The 15971-nt window shown below is 56.6% G+C and carries 18 protein-coding genes; 17 read left to right on the top strand and 1 reads right to left on the bottom strand.

From position 1 onward, the window contains the following. The first annotated feature begins 8 nt into the window (after positions 1-8). The 15 genes from DMX12_RS06515 to DMX12_RS06450 all read left to right on the top strand — a co-directional run bounded on the left by DMX12_RS06515 (position 9) and on the right by DMX12_RS06450 (position 13938). Positions 9-1586, top strand: a complete 1578-nt coding sequence (locus DMX12_RS06515; RefSeq protein WP_110676739.1) for a DNA topoisomerase — start codon at positions 9-11, stop codon at positions 1584-1586. Beyond that, positions 1558-1866 (top strand): hypothetical protein, encoded by a 309-nt coding sequence (locus tag DMX12_RS06510; RefSeq protein ID WP_223813025.1) that lies wholly within the window; start codon positions 1558-1560, stop codon positions 1864-1866. The genes DMX12_RS06515 and DMX12_RS06510 overlap by 29 nt, the downstream gene beginning before the upstream one ends. A 130-nt stretch (positions 1867-1996) precedes the next feature. Beyond that, positions 1997-2374 carry a hypothetical protein gene (locus DMX12_RS06505; protein ID WP_023118068.1) on the top strand — a complete coding sequence of 126 codons (378 nt, stop codon included), beginning with the start codon at positions 1997-1999 and terminating at the stop codon, positions 2372-2374. Next, positions 2374-3546, top strand: coding sequence for a hypothetical protein (locus tag DMX12_RS06500; protein WP_009681559.1), 1173 nt, complete (start codon positions 2374-2376; stop codon positions 3544-3546). Before DMX12_RS06505 ends, DMX12_RS06500 begins: the two co-directional genes overlap by 1 nt. Continuing rightward, the gene (locus DMX12_RS06495; protein WP_009681558.1) at positions 3539-4006 is read left to right on the top strand and encodes a hypothetical protein; all 468 of its coding nucleotides are present in this window, start codon (positions 3539-3541) and stop codon (positions 4004-4006) included. Before DMX12_RS06500 ends, DMX12_RS06495 begins: the two co-directional genes overlap by 8 nt. Further along, the gene (locus tag DMX12_RS06490; RefSeq protein WP_009681557.1) at positions 4003-4431 is read left to right on the top strand and encodes a lytic transglycosylase domain-containing protein; all 429 of its coding nucleotides are present in this window, start codon (positions 4003-4005) and stop codon (positions 4429-4431) included. The genes DMX12_RS06495 and DMX12_RS06490 overlap by 4 nt, the downstream gene beginning before the upstream one ends. Then, positions 4428-5570, top strand: coding sequence for a hypothetical protein (locus tag DMX12_RS29265; protein ID WP_009681556.1), 1143 nt, complete (start codon positions 4428-4430; stop codon positions 5568-5570). The genes DMX12_RS06490 and DMX12_RS29265 overlap by 4 nt, the downstream gene beginning before the upstream one ends. Beyond that, the gene (locus DMX12_RS06480; RefSeq protein WP_023118069.1) at positions 5551-6342 is read left to right on the top strand and encodes a hypothetical protein; all 792 of its coding nucleotides are present in this window, start codon (positions 5551-5553) and stop codon (positions 6340-6342) included. The genes DMX12_RS29265 and DMX12_RS06480 overlap by 20 nt, the downstream gene beginning before the upstream one ends. A 14-nt stretch (positions 6343-6356) precedes the next feature. Continuing rightward, positions 6357-8885: a hypothetical protein gene (locus DMX12_RS06475; protein WP_023118070.1), complete on the top strand. Its 2529-nt coding sequence runs from the start codon at positions 6357-6359 to the stop codon at positions 8883-8885. Then, complete coding sequence (locus DMX12_RS06470) at positions 8882-9502, top strand: DUF882 domain-containing protein (RefSeq protein WP_009681552.1); 621 nt, start codon at positions 8882-8884, stop codon at positions 9500-9502. The genes DMX12_RS06475 and DMX12_RS06470 overlap by 4 nt, the downstream gene beginning before the upstream one ends. After that, positions 9490-10284: a thiol:disulfide interchange protein DsbG gene (gene dsbG / locus DMX12_RS06465; RefSeq protein WP_009681551.1), complete on the top strand. Its 795-nt coding sequence runs from the start codon at positions 9490-9492 to the stop codon at positions 10282-10284. Before DMX12_RS06470 ends, dsbG begins: the two co-directional genes overlap by 13 nt. An 82-nt stretch (positions 10285-10366) precedes the next feature. After that, positions 10367-10768 carry a hypothetical protein gene (locus DMX12_RS06460; protein WP_009681550.1) on the top strand — a complete coding sequence of 134 codons (402 nt, stop codon included), beginning with the start codon at positions 10367-10369 and terminating at the stop codon, positions 10766-10768. A 195-nt stretch (positions 10769-10963) separates the two neighbouring features. Next, positions 10964-11122: a hypothetical protein gene (locus DMX12_RS29260; RefSeq protein ID WP_009681549.1), complete on the top strand. Its 159-nt coding sequence runs from the start codon at positions 10964-10966 to the stop codon at positions 11120-11122. A 5-nt stretch (positions 11123-11127) separates the two neighbouring features. Further along, on the top strand, positions 11128-12750 hold the full coding sequence (locus DMX12_RS06455) for an ArdC family protein (RefSeq protein ID WP_009681548.1): 1623 nt from the start codon (positions 11128-11130) through the stop codon (positions 12748-12750). A gap of 15 nt (positions 12751-12765) precedes the next feature. Continuing rightward, the gene (locus DMX12_RS06450) at positions 12766-13938 is read left to right on the top strand and encodes a hypothetical protein (RefSeq protein ID WP_009681547.1); all 1173 of its coding nucleotides are present in this window, start codon (positions 12766-12768) and stop codon (positions 13936-13938) included. Positions 13939-14041: 103 nt separating this feature from the next. On the opposite strand, the gene DMX12_RS29410 is transcribed toward DMX12_RS06450, so the two are convergent. Then, positions 14042-14206 carry a hypothetical protein gene (locus tag DMX12_RS29410; RefSeq protein WP_009681546.1) on the bottom strand — a complete coding sequence of 55 codons (165 nt, stop codon included), beginning with the start codon at positions 14204-14206 and terminating at the stop codon, positions 14042-14044. Between the two features lie 122 nt (positions 14207-14328). On the opposite strand from DMX12_RS29410, the gene DMX12_RS06445 reads away from it, so the two are divergent. Next, on the top strand, positions 14329-15270 hold the full coding sequence (locus tag DMX12_RS06445) for a tyrosine-type recombinase/integrase (protein WP_009681545.1): 942 nt from the start codon (positions 14329-14331) through the stop codon (positions 15268-15270). A 64-nt stretch (positions 15271-15334) separates the two neighbouring features. Next, complete coding sequence (locus DMX12_RS06440) at positions 15335-15955, top strand: hypothetical protein (protein WP_009681544.1); 621 nt, start codon at positions 15335-15337, stop codon at positions 15953-15955. Positions 15956-15971 lie beyond the last annotated feature (16 nt).

Genomic DNA, 15971 nt, shown 5'->3' with positions numbered 1-15971 from the left:
CAGACTGTATGGGGCGGGATCTGGTGATCATTGAGGCGCCTGGAAAGCTTCGGACTTTCCGGCGCCTGTGTGAGGGTGTCGGCCTGCAGGCCGACATTTGCGCGACCATCGGCCATGTTCTGGAAGCGCCGAAGGACATGCGCGATCTGGGCATCGCTCTGCGGGGTGAGGAATATGTGGAAACCAATCGGCGCCCGATCCGCGAAGATTCATTTCGGTACCTGTGCGATTGCCTGGCACGTTGCAAAGGGCGAGTGCTGATTGCAACGGATAATGATCAAGAAGGACATGTAATCGCAGCTGATATTGTCGGCCTCATGGAGGCTGCTGGCTGCAGGCAGCCTGCGTATCGTCTGGTGCTCAACGGTCTCACCAATGATGCGATGGTAAGGGGATTGGCTCAGCTGTCTCCGGTTGATATCGCGTTGTCCAATGCCGGAGTTGCGCGGCGGATTGTCGATCGACTCATTGGTGGGGGGTTATCTGATTTTTCCACGGGCCGGACCGTTGGCCGAGTTCAGACCGCCCTCCTCTCGATCGCCGAGCATGGACTGCCTCACAGCCTGATAGGGCTGTCGATGCCGTGCTCGAACGGTGGTGAGCCATTTCGAGCGGTTCTTCCTGTTACTGGCGTAGCTACCCCGGCCGAACTTATCGCGCAACTCGATGCGTTGCCGGCGCGTGAGGTCGCGATGGCTACACCTGAGCGACTGAGCGAGCCAGGCAATTATGGCGATACGCTGCTGTCACTCAATGCCGCAGCAGGGCTGAGCATCTCCCAGGCGGCGGAGCTGCTGCAGGAGCTCTACGAGGCTGGTGACATTTCCTATCCCCGCACATCGTCGCGTGCTTTCAGTGATGCGACGGTTGAGGTGCTGGAAGCGCTCGCCAAGGTACGGGGGATCCGGGCGTTCCGTAAAGCTGCAGTTCCGACCATCCAGTCGGATGGGGTCGCTCATGAGGCGATCCACGTGCTGAACAGCGAGCTGTTGCAGCGACTCGATCTGGGGCGTCCTCCTTCTCTGCAGGGCAGTCTGCGAGAGGCGGCGCTATCCATTATTGCGAGACAGTCATTCGAGTCTGGGCTGGTGGTTGCCCGCGAGCGTCCGAATCTGGACGACCTGCCTGATTTCCTCGCAAGCCTGGATTGGAGTCGGGATGCGCGGCGGCCGATGCTCCCTTGGCGGCCTGCCTCTTCGGTCACAACGAAGGGCGGTGCACTTGGGCTCGATGCCGCCCTGGTGCAACAAATGATGAAGCACGGAGTTGGTCGTCCCAGCACATGGCCGTCTCATGCTGCTCGCTTCGCCGAGCGCGGCTTCGTCGACGACGCCTATCAGCTGACGACGAAGGGGCTACGAGTACTTGAAGCTGCTCCGCAGGGGCTTCGAGATGTTCTCTGTACTGCCAGGATCGAGGACTTGCTGCAGGAGCGTGGCAGCGAAGTTTCACACATGGTCAACCATGCCATGCAGGTTGCCCTGGAGGGCGATGCCGAGCTGGCTGCTCAGCTGATCAGCCAGCTCGATGTTTTGCAGGACGAACAGGAAGAAGAACTTGAACACCGTCATCGCCCTGTTTTCTAGCTGCCCTTCCCTCAAGCGAGCCTTGCCCATGGCGGCTCTCGCTGCTGGTTGCACGGCTCTCGCCTTCGCGTATTTCCAGGATCGCAGCCCTACCCTGCAGTCCAGTGAAGTTCAGGTGGTGAGGGGGTTCATAACCCGCACTGGCGATCCAGCATTGATCGCTGCCTACAACGCCGCTGTTTCAGATGGTGAGCTTTCCAGGGCAGAAACTGAGGGCCTTATCGAGAGGGCGAAAGCCGCACCGCCAATATTCTTGCTGACCATTCCGCCAAAAAAATAGCAAATGCCTTTGCAGTTTTTTTAGCGTATTGTTAAGCTCACTTTTGTTTGTCTATGACGTGCTTCTAAAGTGATCTTTCCCTATGGTCAAAGCATCTAGTCGAATCGAGTACAGCGATTTTGAGCACATCATGATCCACCTGGCGGGTGAGCGTGGGTGGACCTTCAAATTCGGCGATGAGTCTGTTCCGGTCGAGGCTGTGTTCAATCATTCGACCTATGCCCCTGCCCTGTTGGCTGCAGCTGAAACCGAGCTCGCGGCCAGGCGGATCGGTGGCGACTTGGCTTTCGCCCTGGAGGGTGAGGGCAACTCCCTGTTCGGCGCCCGGGTCCGTTTGGTCAGCGAGCGGAACTCATTCCTAAGCCAGTTCTGGCGAATGGCCACCACGGCGCTGATTATCGAGTCCCTTCCTCGATCAGGCAACAGCATCATGCTCGACCAACTGCAGTACGTGCTGGGCGATCGCTTTGCTGACTACGTCGAAGCTGCTACGGCGGAGGCTTCCTGATGTCGATGTTGCGCAAGCTTCACAAGCAAGAGGTGGAGCGTTTTTCCAGCGGTGAACAAACCACTGCCACTCAGGCGGCAGTGGAGCCAGCTGCTGCACAAGGCGGTTCACTACTGGACGAATTTGAAAACATGCTGCTCGGCAAGCCCGAGCAAGCTGCAGCCCAGGCGGAGGTATCGCCGGCGCCGACCAGTCAGGTTGTGATCGAGACGCAAGTCGTCTCCCCGGCTGCACCGGAACCTAAGTCGGAGCTACCTGCAGAGCCAAAGGCTGATGAGGCTTCGCAGCCAGAAGCCCCGTCCGCAGCCCTGGTGCCAGGTTTCGCCGAGGTCCTCAAGGGCCTGGCTCCAGTCTTCAAGGCAGCAACAATCTACCCGGGGCATGACGCAGATCCGGCGAGGATCGCTGAGGCTGTACGTCGCATGTCTCTCGTTTCTACTGGCCTCGCCCAGCATATTGCAGGGCGAGTGGATCCTCAGGAGCTCGATGCCGCCTGGGCCAAGAAACACCTGCATGGTTTCACCGCCGAGCTCGTGGCCAGCCAGTGGATCTCGTCAGTGATCTCCCGCGGCGGTATGCCGGCCGGAGAGTATCCCGAAGTCACCGTCGAGTTTTTGGGGGCTATGGTCGATGGGGCGTGGGCCGCATCCCAAAAGGTTTCCCTCGGCGGACTTCCTACTGGTGATCATCTCGGTGCCCAGCTCGCGCTGCTCACTTCAGTAGCCCCGCTGTCGTTGGAGGTCGAGCGCTACTTCGCCATCGTTATATCGCAGGTACCTGGCCTGCAGGTGAAAGCTGAGGACCTGTTGTCGGAGTTGGCCGTGTTTCTGGTCGAGCAAGTGTCGGAGCAAGTGACGCGCCTCGGTAACGGTGGCTCTGGGCTGTCTGCTGCCCCTCAGGAAATGCTGCATCGTCTGCTTATTCAGCACGCGGCAGAGGTACTGCTTTCCTCTTGGGAATATTGTCGCGGCGAGGTTCTGGGTGCGTTGAAGGATGCCGCCGATGTTGATGCGGCTGCAGCGATTCTATCCCGTCCTGAGTTTACTCACGGTTTCCCGCTGGAGGCACTTAAGGCCAGGGCTTCTTCATCCCTGAAACGGTTGGTGGCCACGACAGAGTACGCCCTAACCATGATGAGGGTTACCCAGCCCGCAGGAGCGAGCCATGTCTGAGGTGACCAACAAGGGCGGCGCGCTACGTAAAGTTGGCCGGGCTACTGCCTGGGTGGGCAAAAAATGGGTTTGGACCGTCACCGGTGATTGGCGTGAGGCTCGCCACAACGCTAAGCGGATCTACAACCTGCTGAAGTCCCTTACGGGGCGTACCTATCGGGAAGAAAGCTTCTCGGATGCGGTCTCCCGGCTTCACCTGAGCGAGAAGGATCTCGATGCCCGTTGCCGGTATCTGCATGCGCTTTCCGTACTGTTTGGCCTGATGGCGATTGTTGCCGGCGTGTTCCTCGCGCTAGTGCCCTGGTCGCCCAGTCCTATCAACCACGGCCTCATGTCCTTCGGCGTTCTCGCGTTGAGCATCACCCGTTTCTTGGTCACCAGGTTCCGAGTGGCCCAGATCCGTGAACGACGCCTTTTTAGTTTCAAGTCGTGGCTCCTGCGTCAGGAGGGGCGTTCGTGATTGACGCTCTGCCAATGGCGGCCCCTAGTCCGCACATTACTGGCCAAGCTCGCGAGGTCTGCATCGTCCGAGCAGCGGCTCATTACCGTGCGCATCCCGACTTGGTCAAGGCCATCATTCGCACCGAAGGTGGCACGACTGGAAAAGTCTCTTACAACAAGAACGGCTCCTACGATATGGGGCTCATGCAAATTAATAGCATTCATCTCGCGGAACTCTCCAAGTTTGGAATAACCAGAGACATGCTCGTCAACAACGAATGCCTGAATATTTTTATCGGTACTTATTACATTCAGCGTAGCGTGCTGGGGAGTGATGATTTTTGGAAAGGCGTTGGTAACTACCACTCCCGCACGCCCGACAAGAACTATCGCTACAAGCATCGTGTATGGAACAATCTTAAAGAAGTCCGGGGGCAGCAATGAACCGCGGTAATGTCAATAAGTCCAATACTGATGAGCTGCTCTGGGTTATCGTCTTTATTTTCGTAGGCATCATCGCGCTTTGGTACTTTGGGCACGAAAAAATTTCTACCGTTGTTATGTCTCTCAGAAGATTCGAAGCGAGCCTAATTCTTTTTGATGCAGATGGTAGGTTGGCGTTGATCGAATGGCTTTCGAGCACCCATCCAGCTGATGCAACCCCTAAGTCACTTTGGTCTTCGGGCATCGTCGCGAGCCGGGAGCTCCGCTGGTATGTACTGGTTATCCTTACCAGCGTGTTTGGGTATCTTATGTACCGGGCGCCCGATCGCGGCAATAAGTATTCGAATAAACATACAACTGTCAGTCTAGCGAAACAGGAAGCGAGCCAATGGCCGGTTATCTTGCCGGCCCTCGAAACTGATTTTATCGCGCTGCCACTCAATCACTCGGTGCATGGTATGCGGGCTAAGGTGCGTGATTACGCCCGGCGGCACCAGTTTTTGGTCAGAACTGCTGCATTGGGCGAGGAGGAAGATCCTGCAGATATTGAGTTGCTGGATAACAAAGAGGCGTTAAAGCTGTCGCGGGCCAGGGCAATTCTTGTTGCGCAACTTGGTAAGCCTTGGGAGGGGGTCGATTCCTTGAAGCCCTATGAGCGTTCGCTCTTTGCCGCATTTGCAGCCCAGATGAACCATGACAACGACCTCGCGCTTAAAATAATTAATGAGCTCGCCCGTGCATATGTGAGGGCAAAGCGAATGAAAAAGATTGCCTTGCTGAATTCGTTACATGCAAAACGTGCATTGCACCAGTATGCAAATACCAAGGTAGTTAAGCGTGTAGTAAGTCGATATGCGTATAAGCGCACAGTGCTGATGGGAATGAAGGCAGCGGCTTCAGCAAATGGTGTGCTTGCGCCAAATTGGTTCAGATGGTTAAAGGCAGTTGATCGTGTCACTTGGTATTCGTTGTGCGATATCGGCATGGACGTTGCCAGCGTAGAAGCCTGTGGTTTGCGCTCACATTGGTTGTCAGAGGTTGTCGCTAAATCGGCAATCATGAATCCGCGTATTGAATCGGCGCTGGTAGGAATTAAAACTGCTCTTGGGGAGATGGTAGATGAAGAAAGTGATGATTGAGCGCCTCGCGAACTTTATTCGCCGCGCCCCCAAAAACGTTTCGGTTAAACGTAAGCGTAAGCGACTTTCGTTCGAAATCAAATCGCCGGCATATCAGTTGCACACCCTGAATCTCTCTGACTATGGGGATGACACACTGAGTTTCATCTTGGAAAAAGAGGCGGATGGCAATCTGTTTGTGGTGGCCAAGGCCCCCGAAAAATACGGCTCGGATAAAGGCGCTATGACCTCGCTGTTTAAAGCGCAAGTGGCGAGCGAGACCGACGGCGTATACCTGATCACTCAGGTGAACAGTCTGCTGACCAAGAAGTTGTCGGTAATGAAGCTGGTGGGACTCGCCCTGCTCGCTTGGTTAGGCTACCTCTTTGTCAGTGCCTATATCGATGTCGTCTCTGGCAAAGGGGGCAATATTGAGCCGTCGGCTCTCTCGTCGCTGGATGCAGCGCATCCTGCAGTCCGAGTGGCGGACAGCGGCGCCCCAGTCCCTGTAACTGTACATCCGTTTGACTGGCAGAGCGCTCCTGATCACCTACAAGCAGATCCCATTGCGAACCCAGACCAGCTGCAGGCCATGAGTCCTGAGGACATCGCAAAGCAGATCTACAACGCTGCCGAAACAGCTCGGAAGCAAGGGATGCGCGACAACGCGCCGGCGATGTCGAGTGATGTGGCGACTGGTCTGGAAGCCTTCGGACTGGCACCGAGCATCGATGCTGGGCAGTCGGTAGGACCTGGCTGCGATCCCAAACTCGCTTTCCAAGTCGCTGAATAACTGGGTATAGGCGCATGGTTCACGGCGTAGAGAAGCATCACGAGATTAAACGGACGCGAATCTTTCGGGATACGCGGCCGTTTTTCGAACAGATCCTGGAAGACTTTTCGTCGTTTCACGCGATTCTTATCGTCTACGTCATACTGGTGTTTCCGCTATTCTTTCTTCCTGCGCTGTTTGAGCTGAGTCTTGTTCTTGGCTTGATCTACAGCTTTATTCCACTCTCGCGCAAGCCAGATATTCCGTTCAGGAAGCGCAAGTCTCTGAACGAACTGGATCGCAACGATAAGCACCCAGGTACTGGCAAGCCTCAGCAGTCTCGTGGCATCGCCTTCATTGGTAATCGGAAGTCCGATAATGCGGAAATATGGGCGGCCAACGAAGATCTTAGAACACACGCTTTCATTATAGGCTCGACCGGGGCCGGTAAAACCGAAGGGCTGATTTCAATCGCTTATAATGCCCTGGTTTGGGGGTCGGGCTTCGCATATACAGACGGAAAGGGCGATGTAAGTCTCTACGCCAAGATTTTTTCAATGGTCCGTTCCATGGGGCGCGAAGACGACCTCCTGGTAATCAACTACATGACCGGCAACGCTGACACAACGAAAAAGCGATCCGACAAACTTTCAAATACCTATAACCCGTTTGCGGTAGGCAACAGCGAGAGCCTAATTCAGCTCGTGGTTAGTTTGATGGATGCCGGCGATGCCAAAGGTGATATGTGGAAGGGGCGTGCAATTAGCTTCATCAGTTCGGTTATGCCGGCGCTGGTGGATCTGCGCGACCAAAGTTTGCTCATGTTGCATATCGGTGCTATTCGGGAGGCCCTGCCCTACCCTAAATATTTCGAGCTGATGAATAATGTTAACATCAGCCAGAAGTCCAGGGACATGATGCAAGCCTTCTTGTATGACGTGCCAGGTTATAAGCGCGATAAAGGTGAGAATCAGTCGGCAACCTTTAACGAGCAGTACGGGTATCAGCAAATGCAGTTCACCCGTATTCTGAGCTCCCTTGCCGATACCTACGGGCATATTTACCATACGCCTCAAGGGGAAGTGGTACTAAAGGACGTTGTTGTCAATCGACGCATCTTCCTTGCTCTACTTCCGGCACTGGAGAAAAGTCGTCCCGAGTTAGGCAACCTTGGGAAGATCATTGTGGCTGGCATGAAAGGCATGATGGGTGCCCAACTGGGTAATAAAGTTGAGGGTAGCAAGTTGGAGTTGTTAGACTCTCGACAGACTACGGCCCCAACCCCATTCATCGCGATATTTGATGAACTAGGTTATTACATCCCTGACGACGCGGCACTGATGTGGGCTCAGGCTCGTAGCCTCGGATTTGCTCTCATCGCGGCAGGCCAGGACCTGCAGGCGTTCTACAGAACATCGAAAGAAGAGACGCTCGCCATTGTCTCTAACAGCAACATCAAGATTTTCGGAAAACTTGAGGACCCAACCGATACCTTTGACTTGGCCGTTAAACTTGCCGGGGAGGCCTACGTGTCAGTGGTGGACGGCTACGAGATGGCCGATGATGGTGCAGGAAGTTATCGCGGTAACACTGGTGCACGAATTGAACGTGTCAGCCGCGTAGAACTCCAGGACTTCAAAGAGCAGGTTGAGGGTGAGATCCACTTCATGGTGAAGTCGGATATCATCCGCGCTCGAATGTTCTATGCAGACTTCTCTGGTAAACGCTTGAGCAAGGAATACCAGCTAAATCATTTCGTGAAGGTGATCCCGCCCAACGAGGCTGAGCTGAAGGCTTTCAGCATCAACACACAAGAACTACGTGAAACACTGCGCTCACTTCCGCTCGCGAAACAGCGCTCCACTGATGGCTTCTTCGGATATGTGGCCGAAGTAGAGGCTGGAGAGCGCTACAAGCAGTACCTCACCGCGAAGCTGGGTGTGGAGCGGGGGATCTGCTTGTTGCTGGGATACGACGACTCGGCGGTTGCGCCAGTGGTCGACCAGGACGATGGCAGTGCCGGCGGCGCAGTTGGGAATGGGAGTGCGCTTGCACAAGCGCCGACGAGCGATAGCGACGCTATGCCCTCTCTTGCCCAGGCGCCGGGTGGCGCGGATCAACCTGCTCTCGCAGCAGCCCCTGTGGTGGCCGCCGGTGATGATGCAGGAATCGTATTCGACGGTGGCCAGCTCGCTTCGATCAACATCTTCGCCGAAGTTCCGCGTGAACCGTTCGGCATCGACATCGTGGCGCTGGCATCTGCCGCTATACCAATCATCGAAACCGCGCTGGAAGGTCGGGTCCAGCGCCCTGCAGAAGAGACGCCTCCAGCAGGACAAGGTGGCCTGCTCGACGAGCAGGCTACCCGAGTGTCGTTGAACAGTATCGCCTTGGGTCTTGGGGCGCCCGCCGCTGAAGCAGGTGCAATGGTGGAGAACATCATCCAGGCCGCGACGCAGGGCTCCGAATACCCGGTTCCTCCTAAGCCTGAGAAAGCGGGCAAGGACCAGGAAATGGAGGATGTCATGAGCAACCTGGAGTCGCTGATTGGGGGGCGTGCATGAGCATTGAGTTGGCCATGTCCCGCCGAGATTTGCTGAAACGCTCTGTAGTGGCTGGGATCACCGGCATGGGGGCCTTCACTTTCAGCGCCCCGTTGCTCGCTTCAACCGGCTTGCTGCTGCCTGCCAATTACGCGAACCAGGCGGACGCAGCGGCATTCTGGGCAAAGCCTCGGGTGTTGAACCTCTATCGGCCATCTACCGGCGAGCACAAGCAGATCTGCTACTGGCGAGATGGCCACCTCGATTTGGCTGGATACCGCGAGGCCTGCCACATGCTGCGAGATGTCCGTGCAGGCAAGGCTACGGAGATCGATTTGCGGCTGCTCAACCTCCTCCGGGGTCAACAGGGATGGCTGGAGCTTGCCTATGGCTTCAAAGAGCCCTACCAGGTCAACAGTGGATATCGGACGAAGGAAACCAACGAGGCTACAGAGGGTGCAGCACGGGACTCGTACCACACGAAGGGGCAAGCGTGCGACGGAAAGTTCCCGAGCCTTCCGATCGAATATCAGGGTCGCCTGATGTCAGCTTTCCGTACTGGCGGGGTGGGCTTCTACATAAACCGTCAAAAATTTATTCATTCCGACGTAGGGAGGGTTCGATATTGGGTACGTTAGTCGGCAAAGTGCTATCACCCATTGCTCTGGCTGCTTTTGCAAGCCATGCTGCCGCCGCCGAAACGGCTGAGGTGACTCCCGTGGAGTCCTACCTCATGTCCAAGGGGAACATGATCGTTCAGGCGTTCCCAGCGGCTTCTGGTATGAAAGGGATCGTTGTCGATAACGGTGCCGAAAAGCGCTTGTTCTACGTCACGCCCGATGGCAAAAGTCTGTTAGCCGGTGTGATGTTCGATACACAAGGCGCCAATCTTACCAGCGTGGATCTGGCTCGTACTGCGAGTGTAGAACCGGTTCCGCAGAGTAGTCAGTCCGCAGACAGTCTGGCTCATGCTTGGAAGCAGGCCGAGCAGCTGAAATGGCTGGCGGAGGGGGATGCTGATCGCGTGATGTACGCCTTCTTCGATCCGAACTGCGCGTACTGCCACGAGTTATGGGGCATGCTCCGGGCGCCGGTTGCCGCAGGTGACGTTCAAGTTCGCTGGATCCCGATTTCCATTCTCCGGGCGTCGAGCAACGAGTTGAACGCAGCGATCTACCAGCAGGCAGCTACCGAAGGCGTGCTGATCCCGATGGCTGAGATGGCGAAGCGTCAGCTGCAGCCGGCGACAGTCACCGAAGACATTCGCCAAAACCTTGCGGACAACCTGGCTCTATTCCGCCAGGCGGGGTTTCGAAGAACTCCGATGATTCTTTACCGGGACCGGGACAAGGGCCAGGTAAAGGTATTTGAAGGTGCGCCACTTCCCCAGGAGCTGGCGGTGATGCTCAAAAAAGAGTAGCGACCAAGCTACCAATAATGAACACTTCCTCTGCGCGGCCTACCAGCATCTAGGTCGCGCTAGCTTCAAGGAACACGTGACGATGGAAAACGCAAAAGAAGTATTCGACGGACTCATTCAAACAGTTGTCTCGGAGGCCTTGCTGGCCGACGCCATTGAGCAGTATGCCGAGGTGGAGATCGCTGATCCGAATGAGCGTGAGGAATTCGTTGAGACGTACTCCGACGAGACATACCAGCCCGTGGTTCGGAAAGCAGTTTTGGATGTGGTGGTGGCTGTCGCGGCCGCTGATCGCCTCGTCGAAGACGTCGCCTTCCGGATGGTTGTCGGAATGCTGGAACCTGAGGAAAGCAATGAGGTGATTCGAGCCATGAAGCTCGTCATGCTGGACAAGATTACTGAGGACGCCTTGTCCGATATGGATGATCTTGCAGGCCTCAAATTCAAAGGTCGCATGGACTACTTCCGTACCTGCATCGGCTAAGTCCCGCCTAAAGCGCTCCCCCTTCCCTTACCGGCTCCGGCGCACCATGTGCTTCCCAGATGGAGCTGGCCTTCTTTTCTTGGCATCCTGCCAGGCCCGGCGACGGGTCTTTTCGCGCTCAAAATTGACTATCGTTTGTTTTTAAACGCCTCAGTTAATAGAATCATGGTGATTTCCCCCTAGATGGAGACTGCCATGAGCGATACCGCCAACACCAATACACAGAAGATCCTGCCTGAAGTCGGCGCCCGTGATATCCCCCACGACGATCTGGGCTGGCAGGAAGTCCGTGACCTCGGGCTGGACGCCGTCCCGGGCGATCTGCAGGATGCCGAAGATCTGGACGGGGAGTAAGGCTGATGGCCCTGATCAAACGCCTTCGTCCCAGCGATTCGGCGACACAGGCGCCGCCGGCCCATGCTCCTGTAGCCTCTAACAATGCCAGCCGGCAGGACACGAAGCTTTCTTTGTTGCAACTGGAGGCCATCAGGGTCTTCCGCACCCTGAAAGGCCGAAGCTGGAAAGCCGAGCTGAACAACTGCTGGAGTCGCTCCAGCTACCCAGGCCTTGGGACTCAGCATGCGGCCGTTCTGCAGCAGCTTAGAAACGAGTTTGGCCCTGAGTGGCTGCAAAAATTCAGCGTCAGTCAGCAACAAGATGCGCTGTATAAGGCTGCGCAAGAAGCGCTGCAGGTCGAAGAGTTACTCCGACACGATTCCAACGCCACGTCTGAGCAGATTTCCAGGGTCAAGGATGATCGTAAGACGGCAGAAGCGACTGCCATGCTGTGGGAGCGCGGCGATGATCGGAGCTTTAGCGCCGATGGCCCGTCGGTCCGCTTGAGCATGAGCGATGAGGCGCCGGCAGCCTCGTCGTCACCGGCATTGCCATCCAGCCCTCCCCCGATCGAGGAGCCGATTGATCCCCTCGAAGCAGCAGCCGAACCTGGTCGACGGAAGGGCGCTGGAGCTGGGAAAAAAGGGAAGCACGAGCGAGGTGCGCCTCGTGACCACTACCAAGAGGTGACGGATCAGATCATATCCGCCATCGAAGCTGGAGCAGAGCCTTGGCGATGCGAGTGGGATAACACACCGCGATGGCCGATGAATCCCGTAACCGGCAAGCCCTATCATGGCATCAACGTGATGCTACTTCTTTCGCAGGGTTACCAAGAGAACCGGTGGTGCTCCTACAAGACCGCGCAAGCTCAAGGCTGGCAAGTCCGTGGCGGTGAAAGCGGCTCCAAGATCTACTTCTACAAGCGTCTCACCAAGGAAACCGGCGAGCTGAGTGCGACCGGCGAACCAGAAGTTCGCGTCATACCGCTTCTTCGCAGTTACTCGGTTTTCAACCTGGCACAAATGGACGGGGCTCCTGAGCTGGAGACCACTGGCCGCGGAGAGAAGCTGCTTTCATCCGAGACTCGGGATATCTGCGAGGAGATCATTGAGGCTTGCGGGGCCGACATCGTCCATGGCTTCCGCCGCGCAGGCTACTCCCCTTCCGAGGACAGGATCTATATGCCCGACAGGGAGTCGTTCTCCTCCGACGCCGAGTACTACACCACTCTGCTGCACGAGATCGCACACTGGTCAGGTCACGAAAGTCGCCTAGCTCGTGAGTTCGGGCCCAGCCGCGACTCAGATGAATATGCTCGCGAGGAACTGCGTGCGGAGATGGCCAGCGCCATGATGGCCATGCGGCTTGCGCTGCCCGGAAGCGTCGATGGGCATGCGGGCTACGTCGACCACTACCTGCAGGTCCTCCGCAACGACAAGAAGGAGATTTTCCGTGCCTCGCGTGATGCGGAGCGAATGGCTCGATATGTACTCAGCTTCCATCCCGACTTCCGTGAGGAATTCGAGGCAGAACACCGGGACCAGATGACGGCCGCGGTTGCGGCAGGCGCCCCGGATGACATTTTCGACGCCAGTGACTTCGACTTCGAGCCGGACTTAGAGCTTGAAGGTCCTCGTCCTTAACACAGGTACACAGACATGTTGAACAGTATCGACGACGTTCTGGCGCACTGGCCTGCAGAGGAGCACTGGCCAGTCACCGGAGTACGCGACCGGGTGACGGATCTCCTGCAGCGCTTCGATGATCTGGAGCAGCTGCATCGTTTCTGGACGACGGTACGGGAAATGCGTTTTCCCGGCACCTATGGTCAGACTCCCTGGCCTTTCTCGTGTCGATTGGCCCACTTGACCTTTGATGTCGCAAATCCTCATCAGAAGCTGATGGATGACATCGAGCGCTACCGTGATTCGAGTGACAGCTCCCTGGTCGAGAGCTGTCATGAGGAGCTGCGAGCCCTCATGGCGCTTGAAAACAGGATGATCGTCCAGGATCCGCATCGGCGATTCGCGGACCGGATTTTTCGAGCACTCGGGCAGGGCCTTCAGCAGGGTGTGAAACCCGTGCAGCTACCAGGTGGTCATGTGTTGGCCGCCCCCCATTACGCGGCGCTCGTGTGTGATGGGATAGGCCCGCAGACGGTGCCCATGTGCGCCGTGCTCGCATTGTCACCGAAGCTCCTGGATAGCGAAGTGTACCTATTCCGCGGCAGCTACCCAGGGGCGTGCGGTGATGCACCGTTGACATCTCTAGGTCTCAAGTCGCTGCTTCCCGGTGTGAAGTCGGACCCTGATTTAGGCGAATTGGCCCGAATTTACCTGACCTCGGCAGAGGGTGCTGCGGGATATGCGTGGGGCGACACTCGGGGCGGCGATGGCGCACATGGTGCTGAAAATCTCACCCACCTGGTGCTCCTGGGTTACGCCGAGAGGACAGGCGGATCCGAGCCGAACCAGCTGGGGGGCTCGTGGCCCCAAGTCAGCGTCACTCCCGCCGGCGTCACAGCGATCCACTCTGCGGGGGTGCTTCCTGCTATCGCTCGCCAGCTCTCCCGCGGAACCGCCCTGCTCCATTGCTGCGATGAGACTTATGAGTTCGATGTGTGCAGTGGCGCTATCGTGGCTAGCTCAGGGCGGCTGCCGGCAGTCATGCGCGTTGACGTCGGCGAGCTTCAGGAGGCCTTCCCGGACGAAAGCATTGGCGACCGCGATTACGAAATCCCCGAGGTCTGCTATCTCGATTTTTCTGGCGCCAAAGTTATGGCAGACGCGACATTTCGAGATGAAAATAATGGCACACGGCCATCGCTTTAGGGCATAAAGAAAGGGGCGCCAAACCACTGGTCTGACGCCCCTTTTTTGTAGACTCTTGTCCGCAGAATAGCGACTTTTAATTGGTTATAAGGCCCGCCTGAGTTTAGCGGTACCTGAGCTGGAGGGATTCTTTGGCTTCGGCTGCAGCTTCCCGGACATCAGCGATCTTGACGCTGCGCGAGGGGCTGGAGGCTTGAGAATTACCCAGCGCCGGGCCTTGCTTCACCTGGTCAACCAGTGATTTCAGGGCCAAGGTCATCGTCTGCATGTGGGTTCCTCTGTGGCTATGACTCGCATTGTTTTATAGTTTAACAGCGCCAACGTGAAACATATAGGCACTCTGTAGCTACTCTGAAATCAAATTTATACACGAAAATTGGATCTCTTTCCGTGACCACTCCCGCATTCGCCGTCGACGCATTCGAGAACTGGCTGAGGACCGCCTTCGCCAGCCCGTATTCGTCGAAGACGATTCGCGTCTATTGCGCAGTGGCGACCGGCTTCCTGCGCTACATAGACAGTCGAAGCGAGGAAGCGTTCCCCAATGCGCTTGACGATGATTGCGTGATAGCGTTCCTCCGAGCTCCTGGCGTCGGCGGGAAGCCCTATTCCAGGGCATATCAGGTCTTGCGCCACTCTGCGCTGTGCGCCTTGTTCCACTGGCTTGTTGAAACCGGAGTCGTGACGGATAGTCCAATGGAACGCCTGCCGAGACACACGGGCCGCAGGCCTGGCACGCCAGGTGGAGGAAACCGGCCAAAGAGACTGCCTCCGGTTTTGATGTGGCGAGACCAGCGTCATCTCTTACAGGTGATAGACTCAAGTCATGGCCCAGCGAAAGTCAGGGATTCCGCCATAGTCAGCTTAGGGCTTGCGACCGGTCTCCGGAACGAAGAGATCTGTAATGCCACTATTAGTGGACTGGACCTTCACTACCGCCGGATGAGGGTAGTAGGAAAAGGGAATAAGGAGCGGCTGATCGACTTTTCACATGACGACCGCGCCCTCGATCCCATGCGTGCATGGCTCAAGACCCGGGCCGAAGTTTTGCAGCAGCACGAGCGGGAAAGCGATCTGCTCTTCATCTCAAGGGCTGGACGACGTCTCTCCGGATCGCTTGTGTACCAACAGGTATCCCGGCACCTGCAGTCTGCTGGGCTGGCAGGAAAGCTGAAGCGTTGTGGCGCACATGTGCTCCGCCATACGGCCGCGAGCGTCATGTTCGCCAGAGGCGTGCCGATTTTGCAGATCAAGGAGAATCTTGGGCATGAGGATCTTGCCACAACACAGATCTATGCCCATTTGCTGCCACCAGAGGGAGAGGCGATGTGACGACGCCTCTGTTTTACTTTCGTTTGATTATAAATACTAATCTTAATATGATGGTTTTCGATTGATGGACGAACGACATGATGTCTTGCTTGTCGGGGTGAACACCGACAAGCACGAAGCATACGCCCTAAAGCGGGACAAACAGATCGTTCGGGTCGCGCAAGGGGTTTACTTCAGGACGGGAAAAGATGCCGAGGTCCTTTTTGAGCTCTATGGCATCCGCCTGGCGAAGTTCTGCTTCCAAAGCGCTGCTTTGACGCACTCCACCGCCTGGTACCGCAAACCTGTGGACGGGCGAGTTTTTCTAGGAGGTGACTACCCATACAAGAAAAGCATCGCGCCATACGAGGGTGACTTCCGCATCGTACAGAGCATGGTCCATCCCAAGCTCACCGACGAGAGGATGTACGAGCTCGCAAAGTTCGAGGATCCCCTGGGGCAGTTCGAGATGCACTGCGCTACCCCAGAAATGACGCTGATCCACCTGATGGACGCGACGAAGAAAAACGTCGAGAAACATCTCCCGGAGCAGGAGATGGACAAGATCTTTGAGCAGCTGCAGCTGAAGTATGGCAGCAAGGCCTCCACCCTGGCCGCGCTTGAAACCATCGCCCAGGCAGCCGAGAAAACCAATGAATTCGAGCGCCTCCTCAAGCACTTCTTCTCTCAGCGGAGGCGCAGCTGAAAATGAGATGAGGTAA

Source organism: Pseudomonas sp. MB-090624 (genome assembly GCF_003205245.1).
Lineage (GTDB): Bacteria > Pseudomonadota > Gammaproteobacteria > Pseudomonadales > Pseudomonadaceae > Aquipseudomonas > Aquipseudomonas juntendi.
This window is presented reverse-complemented; position numbering and strand designations above follow the sequence as displayed.